At 46.6% G+C, this 19,706-nt stretch carries 19 protein-coding genes, 2 tRNA genes, 1 rRNA gene, 2 pseudogenes and 1 riboswitch (1 of these 25 running past the window's edge); of the genes and pseudogenes, 10 read left to right on the top strand and 14 right to left on the bottom strand.

Annotated elements, in window-relative coordinates; all coding sequences use genetic code 11:
- The 5 genes from ACXN9U_RS11520 to ACXN9U_RS11540 all read right to left on the bottom strand — a co-directional run.
- Positions 1-1,032 (bottom strand): 16S ribosomal RNA (locus ACXN9U_RS11520); it reaches 518 nt to the left of the window's first position.
- A gap of 162 nt (positions 1,033-1,194) precedes the next feature.
- A tRNA-Gly gene (locus tag ACXN9U_RS11525) sits at positions 1,195-1,268 on the bottom strand.
- Between the two features lie 9 nt (positions 1,269-1,277).
- Positions 1,278-1,354: transfer RNA gene (locus ACXN9U_RS11530), tRNA-Arg, on the bottom strand.
- A 302-nt stretch (positions 1,355-1,656) separates the two neighbouring features.
- Entirely contained in the window at positions 1,657-3,075 is a 1,419-nt protein-coding gene (locus ACXN9U_RS11535) for a sugar porter family MFS transporter (protein ID WP_060963441.1), read from the bottom strand.
- A 427-nt stretch (positions 3,076-3,502) separates the two neighbouring features.
- Positions 3,503-4,504: an NADPH:quinone oxidoreductase family protein gene (locus ACXN9U_RS11540; RefSeq protein ID WP_489201677.1), complete on the bottom strand. Its 1,002-nt coding sequence runs from the start codon at positions 4,502-4,504 to the stop codon at positions 3,503-3,505.
- A gap of 126 nt (positions 4,505-4,630) precedes the next feature.
- On the opposite strand from ACXN9U_RS11540, the gene ACXN9U_RS11545 reads away from it, so the two are divergent.
- The 6 genes from ACXN9U_RS11545 (at position 4,631) to ACXN9U_RS11570 (ending at position 9,290) form a co-directional block, all read left to right on the top strand.
- Positions 4,631-5,098, top strand: a complete 468-nt coding sequence (locus ACXN9U_RS11545; protein WP_060963443.1) for an SRPBCC family protein — start codon at positions 4,631-4,633, stop codon at positions 5,096-5,098.
- 111 nt (positions 5,099-5,209) lie between these two features.
- Complete coding sequence (locus tag ACXN9U_RS11550; protein WP_060963444.1) at positions 5,210-6,064, top strand: manganese catalase family protein; 855 nt, start codon at positions 5,210-5,212, stop codon at positions 6,062-6,064.
- Between the two features lie 249 nt (positions 6,065-6,313).
- Complete coding sequence (locus tag ACXN9U_RS11555; RefSeq protein ID WP_060963445.1) at positions 6,314-7,876, top strand: APC family permease; 1,563 nt, start codon at positions 6,314-6,316, stop codon at positions 7,874-7,876.
- Positions 7,877-7,992: 116 nt separating this feature from the next.
- Positions 7,993-8,574 carry a TetR/AcrR family transcriptional regulator gene (locus ACXN9U_RS11560; RefSeq protein WP_060963446.1) on the top strand — a complete coding sequence of 194 codons (582 nt, stop codon included), beginning with the start codon at positions 7,993-7,995 and terminating at the stop codon, positions 8,572-8,574.
- Positions 8,575-8,646: 72 nt separating this feature from the next.
- Entirely contained in the window at positions 8,647-8,976 is a 330-nt protein-coding gene (locus ACXN9U_RS11565) for a DMT family transporter (protein ID WP_060963447.1), read from the top strand.
- Complete coding sequence (locus tag ACXN9U_RS11570; protein WP_060963448.1) at positions 8,976-9,290, top strand: DMT family transporter; 315 nt, start codon at positions 8,976-8,978, stop codon at positions 9,288-9,290. The genes ACXN9U_RS11565 and ACXN9U_RS11570 overlap by 1 nt, the downstream gene beginning before the upstream one ends.
- Positions 9,291-9,349: 59 nt before the next feature.
- Here the strand turns inward: ACXN9U_RS11570 and ACXN9U_RS11575 are convergent, their stop codons facing one another.
- From ACXN9U_RS11575 to ACXN9U_RS11590, 4 genes and pseudogenes are all read right to left on the bottom strand, one after another.
- On the bottom strand, positions 9,350-10,564 hold the full coding sequence (locus ACXN9U_RS11575) for a CynX/NimT family MFS transporter (RefSeq protein WP_060963449.1): 1,215 nt from the start codon (positions 10,562-10,564) through the stop codon (positions 9,350-9,352).
- Positions 10,554-11,240, bottom strand: coding sequence for a FadR/GntR family transcriptional regulator (locus tag ACXN9U_RS11580; RefSeq protein WP_060963450.1), 687 nt, complete (start codon positions 11,238-11,240; stop codon positions 10,554-10,556). Before ACXN9U_RS11580 ends, ACXN9U_RS11575 begins: the two co-directional genes overlap by 11 nt.
- A 120-nt stretch (positions 11,241-11,360) precedes the next feature.
- Positions 11,361-11,475, bottom strand: a pseudogene (locus ACXN9U_RS11585) (GntR family transcriptional regulator); the annotation flags it as partial.
- A pseudogene (locus tag ACXN9U_RS11590) lies at positions 11,469-11,594 on the bottom strand (GntR family transcriptional regulator); the annotation flags it as partial. The pseudogenes ACXN9U_RS11585 and ACXN9U_RS11590, both read right to left, overlap by 7 nt.
- A gap of 176 nt (positions 11,595-11,770) precedes the next feature.
- Positions 11,771-11,870: riboswitch (purine riboswitch) on the top strand.
- A 55-nt stretch (positions 11,871-11,925) separates the two neighbouring features.
- Between ACXN9U_RS11590 and ACXN9U_RS11595 the strand changes: the two are divergent.
- Positions 11,926-13,086, top strand: coding sequence for an MFS transporter (locus ACXN9U_RS11595; RefSeq protein WP_016937083.1), 1,161 nt, complete (start codon positions 11,926-11,928; stop codon positions 13,084-13,086).
- Positions 13,087-13,139: 53 nt separating this feature from the next.
- Here ACXN9U_RS11595 and ACXN9U_RS11600 read toward each other — a convergent pair whose 3' ends face one another.
- Complete coding sequence (locus ACXN9U_RS11600; protein ID WP_045926971.1) at positions 13,140-13,706, bottom strand: YdhK family protein; 567 nt, start codon at positions 13,704-13,706, stop codon at positions 13,140-13,142.
- Between the two features lie 203 nt (positions 13,707-13,909).
- Between ACXN9U_RS11600 and ACXN9U_RS11605 the strand changes: the two genes are divergently transcribed.
- Positions 13,910-14,083: a hypothetical protein gene (locus tag ACXN9U_RS11605; RefSeq protein WP_016937085.1), complete on the top strand. Its 174-nt coding sequence runs from the start codon at positions 13,910-13,912 to the stop codon at positions 14,081-14,083.
- 50 nt (positions 14,084-14,133) lie between these two features.
- Here ACXN9U_RS11605 and ACXN9U_RS11610 read toward each other — a convergent pair whose 3' ends face one another.
- A complete protein-coding gene (locus ACXN9U_RS11610) occupies positions 14,134-15,492 on the bottom strand; it encodes a serine hydrolase domain-containing protein (RefSeq protein ID WP_060963452.1) in 1,359 nt (452 codons plus the stop codon).
- 139 nt (positions 15,493-15,631) lie between these two features.
- Positions 15,632-15,901 carry a hypothetical protein gene (locus ACXN9U_RS11615; RefSeq protein ID WP_047478256.1) on the bottom strand — a complete coding sequence of 90 codons (270 nt, stop codon included), beginning with the start codon at positions 15,899-15,901 and terminating at the stop codon, positions 15,632-15,634.
- A gap of 232 nt (positions 15,902-16,133) precedes the next feature.
- On the opposite strand from ACXN9U_RS11615, the gene ACXN9U_RS11620 reads away from it, so the two are divergent.
- Positions 16,134-16,388 carry a hypothetical protein gene (locus ACXN9U_RS11620; RefSeq protein WP_060963453.1) on the top strand — a complete coding sequence of 85 codons (255 nt, stop codon included), beginning with the start codon at positions 16,134-16,136 and terminating at the stop codon, positions 16,386-16,388.
- A gap of 58 nt (positions 16,389-16,446) precedes the next feature.
- On the opposite strand, the gene ACXN9U_RS11625 is transcribed toward ACXN9U_RS11620, so the two are convergent.
- Both ACXN9U_RS11625 and ACXN9U_RS11630 read right to left on the bottom strand, forming a co-directional pair.
- Positions 16,447-17,634: a macrolide family glycosyltransferase gene (locus tag ACXN9U_RS11625; RefSeq protein ID WP_060963454.1), complete on the bottom strand. Its 1,188-nt coding sequence runs from the start codon at positions 17,632-17,634 to the stop codon at positions 16,447-16,449.
- A 141-nt stretch (positions 17,635-17,775) separates the two neighbouring features.
- On the bottom strand, positions 17,776-18,462 hold the full coding sequence (locus ACXN9U_RS11630) for a GntR family transcriptional regulator (RefSeq protein WP_029575258.1): 687 nt from the start codon (positions 18,460-18,462) through the stop codon (positions 17,776-17,778).
- Positions 18,463-18,642: 180 nt separating this feature from the next.
- Here ACXN9U_RS11630 and ACXN9U_RS11635 point away from each other — a divergent pair, with 180 nt between their 5' ends.
- Positions 18,643-19,698 (top strand): tartrate dehydrogenase, encoded by a 1,056-nt coding sequence (locus tag ACXN9U_RS11635; RefSeq protein WP_060963455.1) that lies wholly within the window; start codon positions 18,643-18,645, stop codon positions 19,696-19,698.
- Positions 19,699-19,706 lie beyond the last annotated feature (8 nt).

Here is a 19,706-nt window from a genome sequence, read left to right on the forward strand (position 1 = left end):
ACGTCCTATCTCTAGGATTGTCAGAGGATGTCAAGACCTGGTAAGGTTCTTCGCGTTGCTTCGAATTAAACCACATGCTCCACCGCTTGTGCGGGCCCCCGTCAATTCCTTTGAGTTTCAGTCTTGCGACCGTACTCCCCAGGCGGAGTGCTTAATGCGTTAGCTGCAGCACTAAGGGGCGGAAACCCCCTAACACTTAGCACTCATCGTTTACGGCGTGGACTACCAGGGTATCTAATCCTGTTCGCTCCCCACGCTTTCGCTCCTCAGCGTCAGTTACAGACCAGAGAGTCGCCTTCGCCACTGGTGTTCCTCCACATCTCTACGCATTTCACCGCTACACGTGGAATTCCACTCTCCTCTTCTGCACTCAAGTTCCCCAGTTTCCAATGACCCTCCCCGGTTGAGCCGGGGGCTTTCACATCAGACTTAAGAAACCGCCTGCGAGCCCTTTACGCCCAATAATTCCGGACAACGCTTGCCACCTACGTATTACCGCGGCTGCTGGCACGTAGTTAGCCGTGGCTTTCTGGTTAGGTACCGTCAAGGTGCCGCCCTATTTGAACGGCACTTGTTCTTCCCTAACAACAGAGCTTTACGATCCGAAAACCTTCATCACTCACGCGGCGTTGCTCCGTCAGACTTTCGTCCATTGCGGAAGATTCCCTACTGCTGCCTCCCGTAGGAGTCTGGGCCGTGTCTCAGTCCCAGTGTGGCCGATCACCCTCTCAGGTCGGCTACGCATCGTCGCCTTGGTGAGCCGTTACCTCACCAACTAGCTAATGCGCCGCGGGTCCATCTGTAAGTGGTAGCCGAAGCCACCTTTTATGTCTGAACCATGCGGTTCAAACAACCATCCGGTATTAGCCCCGGTTTCCCGGAGTTATCCCAGTCTTACAGGCAGGTTACCCACGTGTTACTCACCCGTCCGCCGCTAACATCAGGGAGCAAGCTCCCATCTGTCCGCTCGACTTGCATGTATTAGGCACGCCGCCAGCGTTCGTCCTGAGCCAGGATCAAACTCTCCGATAAATGGATCACAGACTAAGTTCACTGCATCCTGCAGTAACGTCTGTGTGATCTGCATCGTGCAGACCTTAGTTTGACTGACTACGCACATCGCTGTGCGATTTATTTAAAACTTTGAATTAACAGGTACGTTTTGTCTTGTTTAGTTTTCAAAGATCATTATAATGGAGCGGGTGATGAGAATCGAACTCACGACATCAGCTTGGAAGGCTGAGGTTTTACCACTAAACTACACCCGCATTTTAAATTGGCGCGCCCGAGAGGAGTCGAACCCCTAACCTTTTGATCCGTAGTCAAACGCTCTATCCAATTGAGCTACGGGCGCTTATCAGGCGACTTAACTATCATACTATCAATCAGTGATGATGTCAAGTGTTTTTTATTTCTTTTTGAAGTTGTTTTCTCAACCTCATTTATTATACACGTTTCTGAGAATTTGTAAAGTCTTTTTTCAAAAGCTCATTTTCTCTTTTAACGTGATCGCTTTGTTCATCAGCGACGTTTACTAATATACCATGCCCCTTAAATCGCGTCAACACTTTTACAAAAGTTTTTTCTCGCTTATTACTTCCTTCTATATATAGAAAATAAAAAACAGGATTCCTAAGAACCCTGCATCTCTCTTGATTACCCGCTCACCTTGACCTCTGCACTTTTTCGCTCTGGTTTTTCATAAGTACGGAAGTTTTGTTCAAGCTGTTCAAGCGACAGACCTTTTGTTTCCGGCAGGAACCTTTTCACGAATATGACGGACGCTATTCCTAACAGAACAAAAATAAAGAAGGTTGCAGAGAGTCCGATGTTTGCGAGCAGAACCGGGAAAGTTAAACCGACAAGGAAGTTCGCGATCCAAAGACAGAAGACAGTGACTCCCATACCAAGCCCCCGCAATCGAAGCGGGAATATCTCCGACAGCATCAGCCAGGTCACAGGAGAAACCGCTCCCTGCTGAAACGCAAGGAAAGTGACGGTTAACCCAAGAACTGCATAAGGAAGTGAAGGGGATCCTTTCAGCACGACAGATAAAATGCCGATCAGCAGCAGCACGGCAGTCGTTCCGATCAGCCCCGTCATCAGCATCGGACGCCGGCCGACTCTGCCGAGAAGCCATATGCCCACAAAAGTCGCAAGCACGGAAATCACACCGTTAGCGATATTGCCGATCAATGCAGCTTTTGTTTCGAAGCCGGCATCTTTTAGTATTTGAGTTCCATAGTACATAATTGAGTTTACGCCGGTGAGCTGCTGCACTACCGCAATTCCGATTCCGATAAACACAATGCGGCGCACCCATGGAACGGCAAGGTCCTTAAATGTCGCCCGCTCCATCTCCGCTTCCTTGTGAAAAGCAGATTCAATCTCGGCGAGTTCTGACTTTGCTTTCTCGTCATTCCGTATTCTCCGGAGAACACGCAGAGCATCTTCTTTTCTTCCTTTAGAAACCAACCAGCGCGGACTTTCAGGAACTTTCAGCATACCGAAAAACAAGAATACCGCCGGAAGAGCCGCGATAACGAGCATGTAACGCCAAGCGTGAGACGTATCACCGAGCACATTGCCGATGATGGCATTACACGTGAAGGCAAGCAGCTGGCCCGTTACAATCATCAGTTCATTTTGGGTAACCATTCTCCCCCGGCTTTCCGCCGGCGACATTTCAGCCAAGTATGCCGGAACTGTTACGGAAGCTCCCCCGACAGCAAGCCCCAGCAGAAAACGAGAGATAATCATAACCGACACGTTAGGCGCCAGTGTACATCCCAGCGTCGCCACAAAGAACAAAACGGCAAGGAAAAGGATATTTTTACGTCTGCCGTTATAGTCCGACAGCCGCCCTCCGAAAACTGCGCCGATCGCAGCCCCCAAGAGAAGGGAACTTGCCACCATGCCTTCAGTCAGCGCCGTAAGATTAAGCTGGTCAGCTTTCGCCATAAAAGGAAGCGCTCCATTAATTACACCTGTATCGTAACCGAAAAGAAGCCCCCCGAACGTCGATACTAAAATGATGGTTCTCAAAAATGAATACTGGCTGCTATTTTTATTCATCTTCAAATCCTCCCAGTTTTTATACAGAGATATAAACCAATTATTCAGTTATCTACATTTACGCCTATAATGTCTTACCCACGTTTCGACAATTCAAAACAGTTTCTATATAAAAAATCACTCGAAAGCGTCATCATTTATCATTTATATTCGCTCTCTCCTTTCGTCGAATTGTTACTTTATAGTTATTTTTTAGTTAAGTTGTAATGATATTATTAGCACTTATGTTATTATCTTAATTTTAAAAGCGCTTTCAGTCAATAAATATTTCAGATAATTTCAAAGATTTTCTTAATATGATCTACACATAACCAATATTTGTTTAAATTCAGCTCACTTTCAGAATATACTCAATAATCATCTCAGTTTTAATCAACAAATGATTATATAATGAAAAAACCCCCAACTGCTGATCGGGGGTTTTTGTTTATTCTTCGTTCAGTTTAACGATCGTTCTCCCTCTCGCTTTTCCTTTTAAGAGAGCAGGAAGTGTATCCGGCAGTTCCTCAAGTGTAATTTCCTTTTGAATAAAGGCCTCGAGATCCGCTGGCTTGAAATCTTCAGCCAGACGCTGCCATGTTTTCTTTCTTGTCTCCATGGGACAGAATACGGAATCAATTCCCAGGAGGCTGACGCCGCGCAAAATAAACGGGAAGACCGTAGCCGGGAGTTTCGTTCCCGCTGTCAGTCCGCTCACTGCAACTGTTCCGCCGTACTGAATCTGGCTGAGAACTGAAGCAAGCGGCTCACCTCCGACCGGATCGACGGCCGCAGCCCATTTTTGTTTTTGCATCGGTTTTAACGTGCCGTTGTAAACTTCGTCACGGTGAATAACCGATTTCGCACCGAGACTCTTCAGATAGCCGCTTTCTTCTTCTTTTCCCGTACTGGCCTCTACGTCATAGCCTAATGAAGAAAGAATGGAAACTGCAAAGCTTCCGACGCCTCCTGTTGCTCCCGTCACCAGCACTTTCCCTTTTTCAGGGGCGGCATGGTTTTCCTCAAGCCGCTGAACGGACAATGCGGCCGTAAAGCCGGCGGTTCCGATCGTCATGGCTTCTTTAAGAGTCAGACCTTCAGGCAGCGGCACGATCCAATCTGCCGGAATGCGGGCCATCCCGCTATAGCCGCCAAAGCGGGAAACACCTATGCCATAGCTTGTCGCAATGACTTTGTCCCCTTCTTTAAAACGGGCGTCATCTGAGGAAACGACGATTCCCGCTAAATCAATTCCCGGCACGAAAGGATACGAGGTTACGATCTTGCCGTCAGGAATGGCAGCCAAGCTGTCTTTGTAATTCACGCCTGAATAGCAAACCTTAATCAGCACTTCACCCTCGGGAAGGTCCTGAACTGCGAGCTCCTGTACGCTGACTGAAAACCGGTCTTCACGTTGATCGACTACTAACGCTTTAAATTGATCTGTCATCACTACGTCTCCTTAAAATGTATTGAATGGCTTTGAAAAAGCATAAAATAAGTTTGATTTGTTTTCAAATGTCCTGCCCCGTGTAGTATGATCAAAAGAAAAAACAGCGAAAGAGTGGTTAGCAGCATGTCTGATAAACAAAACAATGATAACAAAAATAACAACAGCAGTAATCAAATATTACCGGACATTATTCATACCGCCGTTTTCAAGGCGCCGCTGCAAGTGGTCTGGGATACGGTCTCCACTGCGGACGGACTGTCTCTCTGGTTTATGCCGAATGATTTCACTCCTCAAGAAGACAGTGAGTTTCAGCTGGAATCTCCATTCGGTCCGTCTCCGTGCAAGGTGCTGGATATCGAAGCGCCGTACCGTCTTTCTTTTTCATGGGATACGGAGGGCTGGATCGTTTCTTTTGTCTTGAAAGAAACGGAAAGCGGAGATACGGAATTCACTCTCATTCACGGCGGATGGAAAGAGCCGGATGCTGTCATCAATAAAGTCAATCGGAAAAGCTCGGAGATTCACAGTACGATGGACCAAGGATGGAACGGGCTTGTCAACACGAAGCTCCGCGGGGCGGTCGAGGCTTAACGCAAAAGGACGGGATACACTTTCCGTCCTTTTTTGCTGCCAATACATAAAAACCGACTTTGCTAAGACACTAACAGAAGAACCGAAAACTGATTTCAGGGGGCGCTGTTCATGTATTATTACAAAGAAGAACTGATCAATATCATTAAGCCGGACAAGCCGGATCCAGCCGCCGCCAAGGTGCTTCAGGAAATTTTAGGCGGGCACTACGGAGAAATGCGGACGATGATGCAATACTTTTTCCAAAGCTCTAATTTCAGGGGAAAAGAAAAGCAGTTCCGCGACCTGCTTCGCGGCGTATTCTTAGAAGAAATCGCACACGTTGAACTCGTCCAGCATACGATTAATGCGCTGCTCGATGAAAGCGGAGCTGAGGGCCCCGGAAATCAGGCTTCAGATCAGGCGCCGATTGACGAAGCGGTGAAGCATGCCAATCCGCACCATTATATTATCGGGGCGCAAAGTTCTCTGCCTGCAGATGCAAGCGGCAATCCATGGAATGGCTCTTGGGTCTACAATCACGGTAATCTGATTGCCGACTTATTGGACAATGTCGTGCTGGAATCAACCGGCGTGCTGCAGAAAACGCGCATTTATGAAATGAGTTCTAATCAGACGTTCAGAGAAACACTCGGTTTCCTGATTGTCCGTGACAATGCTCATCAAAATGCTTTTACAAAAGCGCTGGAAACACTGGGTGTTGAATGGGGCAAATTATTCCCCGTGCCGAATTATGACATTGAGAAATATCCGGAGTGCCGTAAATTCGTTGAGATGGGATATCATAATACCCAATTTAATTTCAGACTGGATCCGACACGGATCGGAGAAATTCTGCAAGGACAGACGCCGAGCCGAAACGGCGGCGAATTAAGTGTGTCTGAGCCGCCTAAAGGGTTCCCTGTGCCGGAACTTCCTGAGCTTCCGAATGAGCACAGCCCCGGACTGAAAGATATGAACTTGTAATAAAAAAACGCCTGCTTCGGGCGTTTTTTTATTTTTATAGATGTAAGGTTTGAACGTGAGCAAAACGGGGAATATAAGCGGGGAGATCTTGACATGCGGCCGTATCAAGTCACTCCATTATGATTTGAGCATACTGCTGTACATACTTCAGCATCGAAAGCTGTCCTAATTTTCCAGCCGGCCGGCTGGGTATGTTCGAATGATAATGGGAATTATGTAAATAGAACATGTCTTATAAGGAGGCAGCGAATGTCTAAGCAGGGAAACTTCCAGAAATCTATGTCACTTTTTGATCTTATTTTAATCGGCATGGGAGCCATATTCGGTTCAGCATGGCTGTTTGCCGTCAGTAACGTCGCCTCTAAAGCGGGCCCATCAGGCGTTTTTTCCTGGCTGATCGGCGGGGGAATCATCTTATTGATCGGCTTAGTTTATGCGGAACTGGGCGCCGCGCTGCCGCGGACCGGGGGAATTATCCGGTATCCCGTATATTCACACGGACACCTGGTCGGATATTTAATTTCCTTTGTCACCATTGTGGCCTACACGAGCCTTATTTCTATAGAAGTCACGGCAGTCCGCCAATACGTGGCATACTGGTTTCCCGGGCTGACCGTGAAAGGTTCTGACTCGCCGACAATTGCCGGATGGATATTGCAATTTGCGCTGCTCTGCCTGTTCTTCCTCCTCAATTATTGGAGTGTCAAAACCTTTGCGAAAGCAAACTTCATTATTTCGATTTTTAAATATGTCGTTCCGATTACGGTTATTATAGTACTGATTTTCCATTTTCACCCGGGCAATATGACCGTTCACGGATTCGCGCCTTTTGGTTTCACCGGAATTCAGGCTGCGATTTCCACCGGCGGCGTCATGTTCGCCTATCTTGGGCTGCACCCGATTGTGGCTGTCGCAAGTGAAGTGCAGAATCCGAAGCGGAACATTCCGATCGCATTGATTGTCTGTATTATCGTTTCTACTATTATTTACACCGTGCTGCAGCTCACTTTTATCGGGGCGATTCCGGCGGATACCCTGAAGCACGGATGGCCGGCTATCGGGACTGAATTCTCTCTTCCGTTCAAAGATATCGCCGTTTTGCTCGGATTAGGGTGGCTGGCGACATTGGTTATTTTAGATGCGATCTTATCACCGGGCGGTAACGGTAATATCTTTATGAATACGACTTCACGTCTCGTCTACGCCTGGGCCAGAAACGGAACTTTATTCAGCATCTTTTCTAAAGTCAATAAAGAAACCGGGACACCGCGTGCCTCCCTTTGGCTTTCGTTCGGTCTGGCTGTTTTTTGGACGCTGCCGTTCCCTTCTTGGAACGCTCTTGTGAACGTGTGCTCCGTCGCATTGATTCTGTCTTATGCCATTGCGCCGATTTCTTCAGCGGCGCTGAGGGTGAACGCGAAGGATATTAACAGACCGTTTTATTTAAAAGGGATGAGCATCATCGGGCCGCTGTCGTTTATTTTCACTTCTTATATTGTATATTGGTCCGGATGGCGCACCGTATCCTGGCTTCTCGGTTCTCAAATTGTCATGTTTCTGATCTACCTCTGTTTCAGTAAATATGCTCCTAAAGATGATGTCAGTATACGGCAGCAGCTGAAATCAGCCTGGTGGATCGTCGGCTTCTACGTCATGATGCTGATTTTCTCCTATCTCGGCTCGTTCGGCCACGGATTGGGCATTATCAGCAATCCGCTTGACCTGATTCTGATCGCCATCGGTTCGCTCGGTATTTATTACTGGGCAAAATATACGGGACTGCCGAAGGCTATGATCGACAGTGATAAATGATGAACGCCGGAAAGAAGTATGGTCTTCTTTCCGGTATTTTTATTTTAAGGGATGACAAAAAAGCGAATGTGCGATAAAATGAATGACAGTCATTCATAAAAGGAGGAACCCCTCTATTGGCAAAACAAAGCTCGGGAAAATATGAAAAGATCCTGCAAGCCGCGATTGAAGTCATTTCTGAAAAAGGATTAGACAAAGCATCCATTTCAGAAATCGTCAAAAAAGCCGGAACGGCCCAAGGGACGTTTTACTTATATTTTTCTTCTAAAAACGCGCTGATATCCGCGATTGCAGAAAACCTGCTCGACACTACGCTGGACAGAATAAAAGGGAAAACGGACGGTTCTGAAGATTTTTGGACGTTGCTGGACATTTTGGTAGATGAAACATTTCACATCACCCGGCTTCATAAAGATATTATCGTTCTCTGTTATTCCGGTCTTGCCATCGATCACTCAATGGAAAAATGGGAGGCCATTTATCAGCCTTATTATTCCTGGCTGGAAGGCGTCATCAATACGGCCATTGAGCAGGGTGAAGTCAACAGCGGCATTCATGTCAGATGGACGGCCAGAACGATTATCAATGTTGTCGAGAACGCAGCTGAACGGTTTTATATCGGCTGTGAACAGGATGTCGATCTCGAAGTATATAAAAAAGAAATATTCAGCTTTCTCAAAAGAAGCTTGCAGAAATGATTGGCGGAAGACCGATCATTTTTGACCGCCATAAAAATGACTGACATTCATTCATAATTGAGGTGACTGTAAATGTATTGGCTGCTTGTACTGATAGCCGGACTGTTAGAAGTGGTTTGGGCGTCCGCTCTGAAACATGCGGACTCGCTCGTTGATTGGATCGGTATTTTCCTGCTGATTGCCGTCAGCTTCCTGATGTTGATCCGTTCTTATAAAAAAATACCGATGGCTGCCGCATATACCGTTTTTGTCGGAATAGGCACCGTCGGCACATATGTAACGGGCGTCATTTTAGGAGAACCTTTTTCAATCGGGCAAATCTTCTTTTTGGCTCTGCTGTTGTCCGGCATTTTAGGAATGAAGGTATTTACGAAAGAAAACAAAACAAGGGGTGAACATTAATGGCATGGCTGCTGTTATTTATTGCCGGAGCGGAGGAAGTTGTAGCAGCCGCTGCCATGAAACATATTGACGGTTTTAAAAAAAAGTGGCCGCTGATTGTCATGGTAACAGGCTTTATGCTTTCATTCTTTTGCCTTTCCGGAGCGATGCAGGTTCTTCCCACAGGTGTCGCGTATGCGGCTTGGACCGGCATGGGAAGCATCGGCGTTTCGGCCGTGGGCATACTTTGGTTTAAAGAAAAATTCAATCTGTCACAATTGGTGTCTCTGGGGCTTATCCTCATCGGTGTCATCGGCTTAAAACTGACAACGTGACGGCCTGAGACAGCTTTTTAAATAAAAAACAAAGGACCCTAAGCGGGCCCTTTGTTTTTTTATGCTGTTTTGATCTGTTCCGCTTTTCCGGCTCCGACACCGAAAATGAAAATCAGAACGGAGACCGCGATCAGCATGAATAACGGAACCGTCCAGCCGTGCGTGATATCATGCAGCAGGCCGAATACGAGCGGCCCGAACGCGGCAAGCAAATATCCGAATGACTGGGCCATTCCCGAAAGCGCCGCGGCTTCATGGACATGGCGGGTCCGCAGGCTGAAGAACATCATCGCCAGACTGAACGCACAGCCTCCCGCAATTCCGATCAAAATGACCCATACCGGAGTGAGAGCCGGGCTTCCGAAAAGAACGCCGGCAATCCCGATAAGGAAAAATAAAGCCGTCAGTCCGGCGAGTGCGCGCTGGTTTTTCATTTTAGCGGCAGCGATCGGCACGATAAAAGTAATCGGCAGGACTGAGAATTGCATTAATGAAAGCATCCATCCCGCCTTACTTGAGCTGAGTCCATTCTGCTGAAGAATTTCCGGCAGCCAAGCGATGATGGTGTAAAAAATAAGGGATTGCAGCCCCATGAACAACGTCACCTTCCAAGCCAGCGGAGACCGAAGCAGACTGCTTTTCTTCTCTCCGTTTGTCCCAGTCGTGCGGACGGGCAGTTCGCGTCCTCGCATTTGCGGAATCCACATGACGAACGCAATGAAAGAAAGGATCGCCCAGCAGCCGAGCGCGCCTTTCCAGCCTAACCCCGCTGAAGAGGCGATCGGCACGCTGATGCCGGATGCAATCGCACCGCACAGATTCATAGAAACCGAGTAGACGCCGGTCATGACGCCTAAATTTCCGGGAAACTTATGTTTAATGAGACCCGGCAGCAGGACGTTGCATACGGCGATCGACAATCCCAACAGGATCGTTCCGAAAAAGAGAGTGCCGATTCCGGCGATGGAGCGCAGCAGAGTTCCGGCTGTCAGGACAATTAATGATGACAGTAAAACAATCTCGGTCCCGAAGCGCCGGGACAATAAAGGAACAAACGGCGACAGACATGCAAAGGCCAAAAGGGGCACTGTCGTAATGGTGCCGGCAGCCGCATTGGTCATGCCGAGGCTGTCCCGAATTGAGGAAACGAGCGGCCCGACCGATGTCAGAGGCGCTCTGAGGTTAGCCCCTATCAATATGACTCCGATAACCAGCAATATCAGTTTTTTACGCTGACTTGCTTGCAGCACTTGATGTTCGTCTTCAATTTTCATGTCCATCCTCCATGTGTATTGTATCTTTAAATACTGTGATGTATTGGTTGACGGCCTCCATGGCCTCATCCGGTTTCTGTCCGGCAATCGCAGCGGCAAGCTGGGTGTGTATCCGGATAGCAGGCGTAATTTCCAAGAGATTATGGACTGACGCACAAAGCGCCTCCGTCATATGCTCGTATAGATCAGAAAGCATGTTGTTATGGGCCGCCTGTACAATTGTTTTGTGCAGATTAATGTCAGCTTCGGCATACCGTTTTCGATCTTCATTTTGCAAGGCCGCCTCACATTCATCCAGGCATGCCTTCAGTGCTTTAAGGTCTTCGTCATTACGCCTTTGGGCCGCCAATCGTGCGGCTTCTCTCTCAAGTGCGTATCTGACTTCTAATGTTTCAAGCAAATTTGATTTTTTTATATGGCGGTAAAATGCAGCGCCGAGGACACTGGATGAGCTGACATACGTACCGCTCCCCTGCCTAGTCTGAAGAAGGCCGGCATGTACGAGCGCCCGAATGGCCTCACGCAATGTGTTTCGGCTCACATCAAATTGCTTCATTAAATCCAGCTCAGGTGGAATGCGCGTCCCGACCGGCCATTTATCCGATTGTATTAACGATTCAATTTGCGCCACCACTTGTTCTACGAGCGACAGTCTGCTTGTTTTGGATATTTCCATCAGAACACCTCTGTAATTTGTAGGATGATTCTATCATTGGATAACATAACATAAAGTAAACGAAGGTGTAAACAGCTGCAACAAAAAAAGAGTGAGTTTTTCTCTCACCCTTCGTCGCTTTTATGAACGTTTTATATGGACTGAGGTCACGACAAACTTGTCATGGCGGTGGCGGGAAAATGAAGTGCCGTTGTCCAAAAAACCTGCATGTTCCGATTTCTAATATCGGGTCATCCGGCTGCACCCGAACTCCAGTGCGAGCGTCTTTTCATCAGGGATCGGCTGATCTATGTCATAAACACTGCTTTTAATCCTCGTTCTCATTTTGTTGGCGATTTTTTCGTACTTATTCATCGGTTTCCTCCGGCTGTGTAATGTTTGATCTGTATAGACTCCTTACGGTTATCATAAAACTTTTTTCTGCTTCATTAATGACGTTACAGCCGCCGCTATTGAAATTGAAAGGATTTCCTCGAATTTTCTATGGAATCTCTCTCACTATTATGGTAGAATTCTTTGCAGAAACGGACACAAACGAATATTGTATACATTGTATAACCTCAATGATATGGTTTGAGGGTGTCTACCAGGAACCGTAAAATCCTGATTACAAAAAATTGTCCCGCACACTTTTTGTAATCAGGATTTTTTATTTTCTAAAAAATAAAAAAAGGAGTATCTGTACATGAATTTCAAAGTATTTCTGCTTGCAGCATCTACTATTGCAGTCGGATTGGTTGAATTAATTGTGGGCGGTATTCTCCCGCAAATCGCTTCCGACTTAGATATATCCATCGTCAGCGCAGGGCAGCTGATCAGCGTATTTGCGCTCGGTTACGCGGTATCCGGCCCGCTGCTTTTGGCAGTGACGGCAAAAGCTGAACGAAAGCGGCTTTATTTAATCGCACTTTTTGTTTTCTTCCTGAGTAATCTGGTCGCTTATTTCAGTCCCAATTTCGCCGTGCTTATGGTGTCACGGGTGCTCGCTTCCATGAGTACGGGACTGATTGTCGTCCTATCTTTAACGATTGCCCCTAAAATCGTAGCGCCGGAATACAGAGCGCGGGCGATCGGCATCATTTTCATGGGCTTCAGCTCCGCAATCGCTTTAGGCGTGCCTGTCGGCATTATCATCAGCAATGCTTTCGGATGGCGCGTTCTGTTTTTGGGAATCGGCGTATTATCGCTTGTTTCCATGCTGATTATCAGCGTCTTTTTTGAAAAAATACCTGCTGAAAAAATGATTCCGTTTCGTGAGCAGATCAAGACGGTCTGGAACGCCAAAATTGCCAGCGCACATCTTGTCACCTTGTTTACACTGGCTGGGCATTACACACTCTATGCCTACTTTGCGCCTTTTTTGGAAACAACGCTTCATTTGAGTTCCGTTTGGGTCAGTGTATGCTACTTTTTGTTCGGCCTGTCAGCGGTATGCGGCGGACCGTTCGGCGGCTGGCTGTATGACCGTTTGGGATCATTTAAAAGCATCATGCTTGTGACTGTTTCTTTCGCTTTGATCCTGTTTATCCTTCCGCTGTCAACGGTTTCTTTAATCATTTTCCTGCCTGCGATGGTGATCTGGGGATTGCTCAGCTGGAGCCTTGCGCCGGCGCAGCAAAGTTATTTGATCAAAATTGCGCCTGAGTCTTCCGATATTCAGCAAAGCTTCAATACATCCGCTTTGCAAATCGGCATTGCGCTCGGGTCAGCCATCGGCGGCGGCGTGATCAGACAAACGGGCTCTGTCACAGCTACCGCCTGGTGCGGCGGTTTGATTGTCATTATCGCTGTCGCGTTAGCCGTGTTTTCTTTAACGAGACCCGCTTTGAAAAGAAAATCCGCATAAGTGTGAGACCGCAAAAAAGCCAAAGGAGTTCCTTCGGCTTTTGCGGTCTTTTTTTATTTTGCGGCGGAAAGTTCGTCTTCTGTGACCCATTTATGGTTGGTTACTTTTTGGCCGCCGTCCGTCGATGTATAGTCGACCATATAAACGGTTGTCTTTTTGGCTGAATCAATGACGGCTTCAGCGCCCTTCATGCCTTTCATATGGGATGCCTCGATGACGGCCTTGTCACCTGGCTTTAACGTCTTATCACCGGCGCCCTTTAATTCTTCCTGAATGACCCATTTATGATCTTTAACGCGCTTTCCTCCCGTTGTCGGCGTGTAAGATACACTGTAAACCGTTGTATCATAAGCACCTGTTACGGTTCCTTGCGCATTTTTCATGCCCTTCATATGAGAAGCTAAAATCATGACGTCACTGCCGACTTTATAAGTCGGATTTTCGGCCTTCTTTAAACCTTTCGGCACCTCGGATGAACCTGAGTGATTCATGTCTTCGTGAGCGTGCGTTTCTTTGTCTTTCGCTTTTTCGCTTCCTCCTGAAGATTGGCTGTTGCATCCGGCAAGCGCCAGGACGGGAATGAGGAGAAACATGCTGAATAAAAATAATCTTGCTTTCATTTCAAGAACTCCTTTGCCTTTTTGATTTTTTACTTTTCCCTTTCGGTTCGTCAGTAAAACAGAAGATGAATTGCAGCCGGTCATCTCTCCTAATTCTTCAAATCTCTCTTCATTGCCTTTCGTCAGGTGAAATTGTTCACAAAATGTACACATTAATGGAAATGCAGTATAATTCCATTATCAGATAATAGGGGGAACTCATCATGAAAACAAAGGTTTTTGCGGTGGTATTGGGTGCTGTTTTAATGGTTGCAGGTTTGATTTTGGCAGAGGTTTCACTTTATATGGAATACATCACCATGCTCGGAGCTATGATTTTCTCTTCTATCTTTATGTCAGAGCCGAAAAGAAAATTTCGCGTCATCAAAGGGGTTTGACTTTTCTATTACCGCCGTCTTCTCAGGACGGCGGTTTTTTTGTATGTCACTCAGTCTATTCGCAGAGCGGTTTCTTCTGTGCCGTCTTGATATAAAACGAAATGTGAGGCCGCTTGGGCTTTATCACCGGCAAATTCAATTTCAAGCGGCAGCGCCCGGACAAAATAACGGGTTTCCGTCATTGGGAATAATTCGAATGGTGTCTGCCCGTCTATAGTAAGATACAATCGGTTTTCTTTTACCGCCACCGATGCATGGGTATCATCCTGAAATGAGTAATCACCGATAAATCTGCTGTAAATCGCAGGATCGATGTCTGCTTTTTTCTGATCCGCCGGACGTTTCGGAATCTCGTACGGCTGATCAAATAAGATGTTTACAGCCGCGGCAATCACAGCTTGTTCAAATTGATACGGTTGTTCCATATTGCTGAGATAGATCAGTGTTTTATTGTGGTCAATGTAACGGATCATCAGAGTTGAATAGCCCGGCCAGCCTCCGTCGTGACTGACAACCTTCCCTTTTTGGGAGCTGTTTTGAATCATCCAGCCAAATCCATACCCGAAGTGCTCTTCTTCATTCCAATAGCCAGGTGTAAAAGCTTGGTCTTTCGTCTCTTTGCTGATGATTTCTTCCGTATAGAGAGCCTGATCAAACAGATATAAATCTCCTATAGTGGAGTTAACGGTTCCGTCACCTTGAATGCCGTCAAGGAAGACGACATAATTGGTTTCCTCAAGTTCATCAGGCAGGACATACTCTCCGGAATGCACATCATAGACATAGCCATATGCATAGTTCGGGATGTTTTCTTTACTCAGCCTTCTGTTATAAACCCGCGTATCGTTCATACGGAGCGGATGAAATACAGCTTGCTGCATAAATTCAGCAAAACTCATGCCTGATACAATTTCAATCATAACCGCTAACACAACATACCCCGTATTACTGTAAAGCCACCCCTTACCCGGCGGGAAATAAGCATCTGGTTTATGCTGCTTAAGCATATCGATCACATCTTGATTAACGGCAATTCTGTCCCGGTCCCAATGTGTTAAGAACAGCTCCATATAATCCGGCAATCCTGACGTATGATGAAGTAAATGCCGAATGGTAATGCCCGGATAAGGAAAATCAGGAAGCCACTGCTCTATCATATCGTCATACCGCAGCTCCCCCTGCTGCTCTAACTTCATAATCCCGAGAGCAGTAAACGGCTTCGATACTGAGGCCAATTCAAAGACAGAGCGGTCATTCAGCATCCTGTTTGTTTCCAGTTCTGCAGTGCCGAATGAACCCTGATATAAAATGCGGCCGTTTTCTGCCGCTAAAACAGCTCCGTTTATTTCATGCCTTCCGTCTAAAGTGCTGAAAAGCTGTTCAAAAGCTTGTTTTTTCTTATCCATCATTATGATCCCTCCATATAAAAACTGTATCTCTCTTTTATACGAATGGCTTTCATATGAGTTTCAATATTCTTCCTTAACCGGAACAAGTCGGTATATATACGATGATAATCAGAAGCCGCGGAGTTTTTATGACGATCTTTTATTCACACAATACAGTACAGGCTTCGAATTCAACATGCTTCTCATCTTTTTTGGCCCCGGCAATTTCCATAGTTGAAAACATCGCGCAGACGACAGCTTTGTATTCGTTCATGACGGTTTGAATTTCAATCAGGAACCGTTCGGATGAAGCCGCGCATTCCGTTACGTACTCTTTCATTTTGCCGATAATATCATCTGCCTGACGGCTGAATCCTGCCGCCTCCAAATCACTCTCAAACTGGTTTTTGTTCATCATATGAATATGCATTTTCAGGCCCCTTTCAGCAGTGTGTTTGTGGTTATACCTACTGTAAAGGACAGGGTTGGATAAACTTTTAATAAAATATGAACAAACTATGAATTGGAGCATCTGCCTGACCCGCGTGCATCCGGCTGTTCTCCATACCATTTGAACTACCTGAAAATATTACTTCTTTACTCTATTAAAAACAGCTCATATATGATCTAATACTGTAAAATGATCGTTTAGGAGGCGGCCTATGTCAACAGCAGGAAACCGGCAAAAATTTTGGATCAAGGCGATGCTTATAGCGGTCTTTGCTGTGTTTGTCTTCTCTTTTTCTGAGAATCATTCACAAAAGGACTGGCACGCGACAGTAGATCAGGCGTCCGTGAATGTTTTCGGCCAGCAGATCTTTGAAAAAGACCGTCTGGAAAAAACACTCGGCGCACGTGAGGCAGAATCTCTTCTGACTCTTATCAAACTCGCAAATGAAGAGCATCACATCATCTAAGAGTCTTTATAAAAAGCCTGTTTCCCTTTTTACAGCGGAAACAGGCTTTTTTCGTGTATTATTTTTTTTGTTCAATAAACCGGTCGATCCGGGCCAAGACATCTTTCATGTCCATGCATTCTTTAAAGCTTTCGTTAATGGCTTGAATGCCTTGTTTATATTTTCCGTTATGCAGCACTTCTTCTGCGGCAAGCTTTAACTTTTCAGCGCTTAATTCATCTTTTTGCACGGTATAGCCGGCATTCAGTTCAGTCAGGCGGCGTGCAATCATCGGCTGATCTTTATCATGCGGGATGACGACCAGCGGCACTTGATAATGAATGCCTTCATTTACACTGTTCATTCCGCCATGTGTAACAAATAGGTCAGCCTGCTCCAGCACCTCAAGCTGCGGCACGTATGGAGCGATGATAAAGTTTTCCGGCGCCTGTTTGATTTTCGACAGATCGGCTATTTCTCCGGCGGCGATGACAACCTTGCCTTCAAAATCTGAGAACGCGTCTATGCACAGATTGAAAAACGCTTCCGTGTCCCAGAGCACCGTCCCCATTGAAATATAAATGACTTTTTCATCCTTTAAAGAATCAATCGGGAAGTCGGTGTGCCCCTTTCTCTTCGGAAAACTCGGACTGATAAATAAATACTCATCTCCGAACGTCTCGCTTTCGGGCTGAAAATATCTGCTTGTATAGACGACGTTCAGTTCACCCGTGTTGTTCATAAATTGAATCAGGCTGTCAGGAGCAACGCCGTATTTGTCTTTCATCTCAGCCAACAGCTCTTCACATTCCCTGTCCGGCTTAAACGGCACGCCCGATTCCGGATGGAGCGGGAGGGTTTTCAGGCCGTCTTCATTGAGCAGGAAGGATGCTGAAGAAGAGATGCCGGGAATGTTGAGATAATCCCTCACCAGCTCTCCCGCACCGAATTTATCATAATAGACGGCGTCGAATTGAATGTCCTCAGCCAGACGCTGCACAATATGTAAAATCTCCAGTGACGTTTTGATATGAATTTTTAAGAATGGCAGTATGCCGGACGGGCTGTCAGGATCAATGGGTGTCATTCTGAGCAGATCGCGGTGAAGGTGAACCTCCGCCCCTACTCCTTCCAGCCTGCTTTTGTACTTTTCCGTTGAGATATAATGAACGTGATCGCCCCGTTCACTGAAGGCCTTTGTCATACCGAGGGTCGGGTTTACGTGTCCTTCTGCGGGAAAATTGACCATGAGAATATGTTTTGCCATTTTTCAAACTCCTTTGCCTTTTTTGCGCCTTTTCCATATCCATCATAAATGATGCGGGAAAAATTATGCAAGAAACATCCGTCAGGTCTTTATAGCGGTTTGATGACACCGGCAAAAAAAAGACAAGGCTTTTCGCCTTGTCTATCGTGATGATTCGTCTGTTTCTTGTGCTTTCAGCACGCCTTTCAGATGTTCTGCATCGTGCTTGAGATGCTCTGTCATATAGTGCACGGCTTTTGTTTTGTCGCCTTTTTTTATTTCTTCAAAGACTTTACGGTGCTCATGTAAGATCACTTCCGCACGGTCATCCCCTTTAAAATTAAGGACTCTGCAAAAATGAATCAGCACATTGACATGCTCAAGCAGCTTGGCCAGCTGACTGTTATGGCTGAACTCCACAAGGAGCTGATGAAACGTTTCATTCAAGGAAATAATCTCCGTCTCTTTGACGCCTTTATGGATGGCTTCTTCCGTCTCCCGCAGCTGTTTTTCGATGAGTTCAATTTCACTCTCAGCCGCTTCATCAATGACGAGTTCGACCGCCAGTGATTCAAGTGACATTCTGATTTGATAAATCTCTTCAACATCCTTTACGGATAAAGAATAGATGACAAAGCCGTTTCGATCGTCTGCCGTCAGAAGCCCATCCTTTTCAAGGAGCCGCATCGCTTCTCTGACCGGCGACCGGCTGACTCCGAAATCCTTGGCCAGCTGTGTTTCATTCAGCCGTTCTCCCGGTTTAAAAATCCCGTCAAATATCATTTTTTTCAATTGGGAATAAAATTGCAGATAATACGGGGTTGGCTTATCTAATTTAAAGTTATCCATCTTTCCTACCTCTTCATACAATTTAGGCCTTATTGTTACCAAGATCATATAACAGTTTATCTATGGAAGCAACATTCCCGAGCTTGTCAGCATAGCGAGTATGGCGTAATATGGAATTATAACAAACGACGGTCGACGGTCTGCCGTAAACCGAAACAATTCATTCAGGGGGGATGGAACATGAAAACATACAAGATTGCCAGCATACCGGGGGACGGCGTGGGAAAAGAAGTCGTTCCGCAAGCGGAGCGGGTGTTGAACGCAATCGCCGAATTACATGGGGGCATGGCATTCGATTTTACTTCTTTTCCGTGGAGCTGCGAGTATTACTTGGAGCACGGAACCATGATGCCGGATGATGGATTAGAAACGTTACAGCACTTTGATGCTTTGTTTTTAGGAGCGGTGGGGAATCAAAAGCTCGTCCCCGATCATGTTTCGCTGTGGGGGCTGCTCATCAAGATACGCCGGGAATTTGAACAGGTGATCAATGTGCGGCCGGCGAAGCTGCTGCCGGGGATCACTTCCCCTCTCGTTAACCCGAAGGATTTTGATCTGCTGGTCGTCCGGGAAAACAGTGAGGGCGAGTACAGCTCTGTCGGAGGCAGAATGTATCAGGGCGAAGACGAAATCGCCATTCAAAACGCGGTCTTTTCCCGCAGAGGAACGGAAAGAGTGATGCGGTATGCCTTTGAACTGGCGGCAAATCGAAAAAAACACGTCACAAGCGCGACGAAATCCAACGGTATTGTTCACTCGATGCCGTTTTGGGATGACATCTTTAAAGAGGTCAGCCGGGAGTATGCCGGGATTGAAACGGACTCGCAGCATATTGACGCACTGGCGGCCTTTTTTGTCACTCACCCGGAGCGCTTCGATGTCATTGTCGCTTCAAACCTGTTCGGAGATGTGCTGACAGATATCGGAGCGGCGATTATGGGAAGCATCGGAATCGCTCCCGCCGCCAACATCAATGTAAACGGCAAATACCCTTCCATGTTTGAGCCTGTTCACGGCTCTGCTCCGGATATTGTCGGAAAAGGGATTGCCAACCCTATCGGCCAAATATGGACGGCAAAATTAATGCTCGATTCATTCGGAGAAGAGGAGCTGGGCAATCTCCTCCTGCAATCAATTGAAACGGTCACAAACAGCGGCGTCCTGACCCCGGATGTCGGCGGAAAACATTCAACGGAAGACGTCACTTCCGCTATTATTTCTCAAATAAAAAATTAACATTTTAT

The organism is Bacillus sp. BACIII (assembly GCF_057836745.1).

Excerpts from the sequence above, each read along its gene's own strand:
- ACXN9U_RS11595 (WP_016937083.1), top strand. The coding sequence starts at position 11,926 with ATGAATTTCAAAGTATTTCTGCTTGCAGCATCTACTATTGCAGTCGGA.
- ACXN9U_RS11570 (WP_060963448.1), top strand. The coding sequence starts at position 8,976 with ATGGCATGGCTGCTGTTATTTATTGCCGGAGCGGAGGAAGTTGTAGCA.
- ACXN9U_RS11615 (WP_047478256.1), bottom strand. The coding sequence starts at position 15,901 with ATGCATATTCATATGATGAACAAAAACCAGTTTGAGAGTGATTTGGAG.
- ACXN9U_RS11635 (WP_060963455.1), top strand. The coding sequence starts at position 18,643 with ATGAAAACATACAAGATTGCCAGCATACCGGGGGACGGCGTGGGAAAA.
- ACXN9U_RS11610 (WP_060963452.1), bottom strand. The coding sequence starts at position 15,492 with ATGATGGATAAGAAAAAACAAGCTTTTGAACAGCTTTTCAGCACTTTA.
- ACXN9U_RS11535 (WP_060963441.1), bottom strand. The coding sequence starts at position 3,075 with ATGAATAAAAATAGCAGCCAGTATTCATTTTTGAGAACCATCATTTTA.
- ACXN9U_RS11630 (WP_029575258.1), bottom strand. The coding sequence starts at position 18,462 with ATGGATAACTTTAAATTAGATAAGCCAACCCCGTATTATCTGCAATTT.
- ACXN9U_RS11565 (WP_060963447.1), top strand. The coding sequence starts at position 8,647 with ATGTATTGGCTGCTTGTACTGATAGCCGGACTGTTAGAAGTGGTTTGG.
- ACXN9U_RS11625 (WP_060963454.1), bottom strand. The coding sequence starts at position 17,634 with ATGGCAAAACATATTCTCATGGTCAATTTTCCCGCAGAAGGACACGTA.
- ACXN9U_RS11575 (WP_060963449.1), bottom strand. The coding sequence starts at position 10,564 with ATGAAAATTGAAGACGAACATCAAGTGCTGCAAGCAAGTCAGCGTAAA.
- ACXN9U_RS11555 (WP_060963445.1), top strand. The coding sequence starts at position 6,314 with ATGTCTAAGCAGGGAAACTTCCAGAAATCTATGTCACTTTTTGATCTT.
- ACXN9U_RS11540 (WP_489201677.1), bottom strand. The coding sequence starts at position 4,504 with ATGACAGATCAATTTAAAGCGTTAGTAGTCGATCAACGTGAAGACCGG.
- ACXN9U_RS11545 (WP_060963443.1), top strand. The coding sequence starts at position 4,631 with ATGTCTGATAAACAAAACAATGATAACAAAAATAACAACAGCAGTAAT.
- ACXN9U_RS11580 (WP_060963450.1), bottom strand. The coding sequence starts at position 11,240 with ATGGAAATATCCAAAACAAGCAGACTGTCGCTCGTAGAACAAGTGGTG.
- ACXN9U_RS11550 (WP_060963444.1), top strand. The coding sequence starts at position 5,210 with ATGTATTATTACAAAGAAGAACTGATCAATATCATTAAGCCGGACAAG.
- ACXN9U_RS11600 (WP_045926971.1), bottom strand. The coding sequence starts at position 13,706 with ATGAAAGCAAGATTATTTTTATTCAGCATGTTTCTCCTCATTCCCGTC.
- ACXN9U_RS11620 (WP_060963453.1), top strand. The coding sequence starts at position 16,134 with ATGTCAACAGCAGGAAACCGGCAAAAATTTTGGATCAAGGCGATGCTT.
- ACXN9U_RS11605 (WP_016937085.1), top strand. The coding sequence starts at position 13,910 with ATGAAAACAAAGGTTTTTGCGGTGGTATTGGGTGCTGTTTTAATGGTT.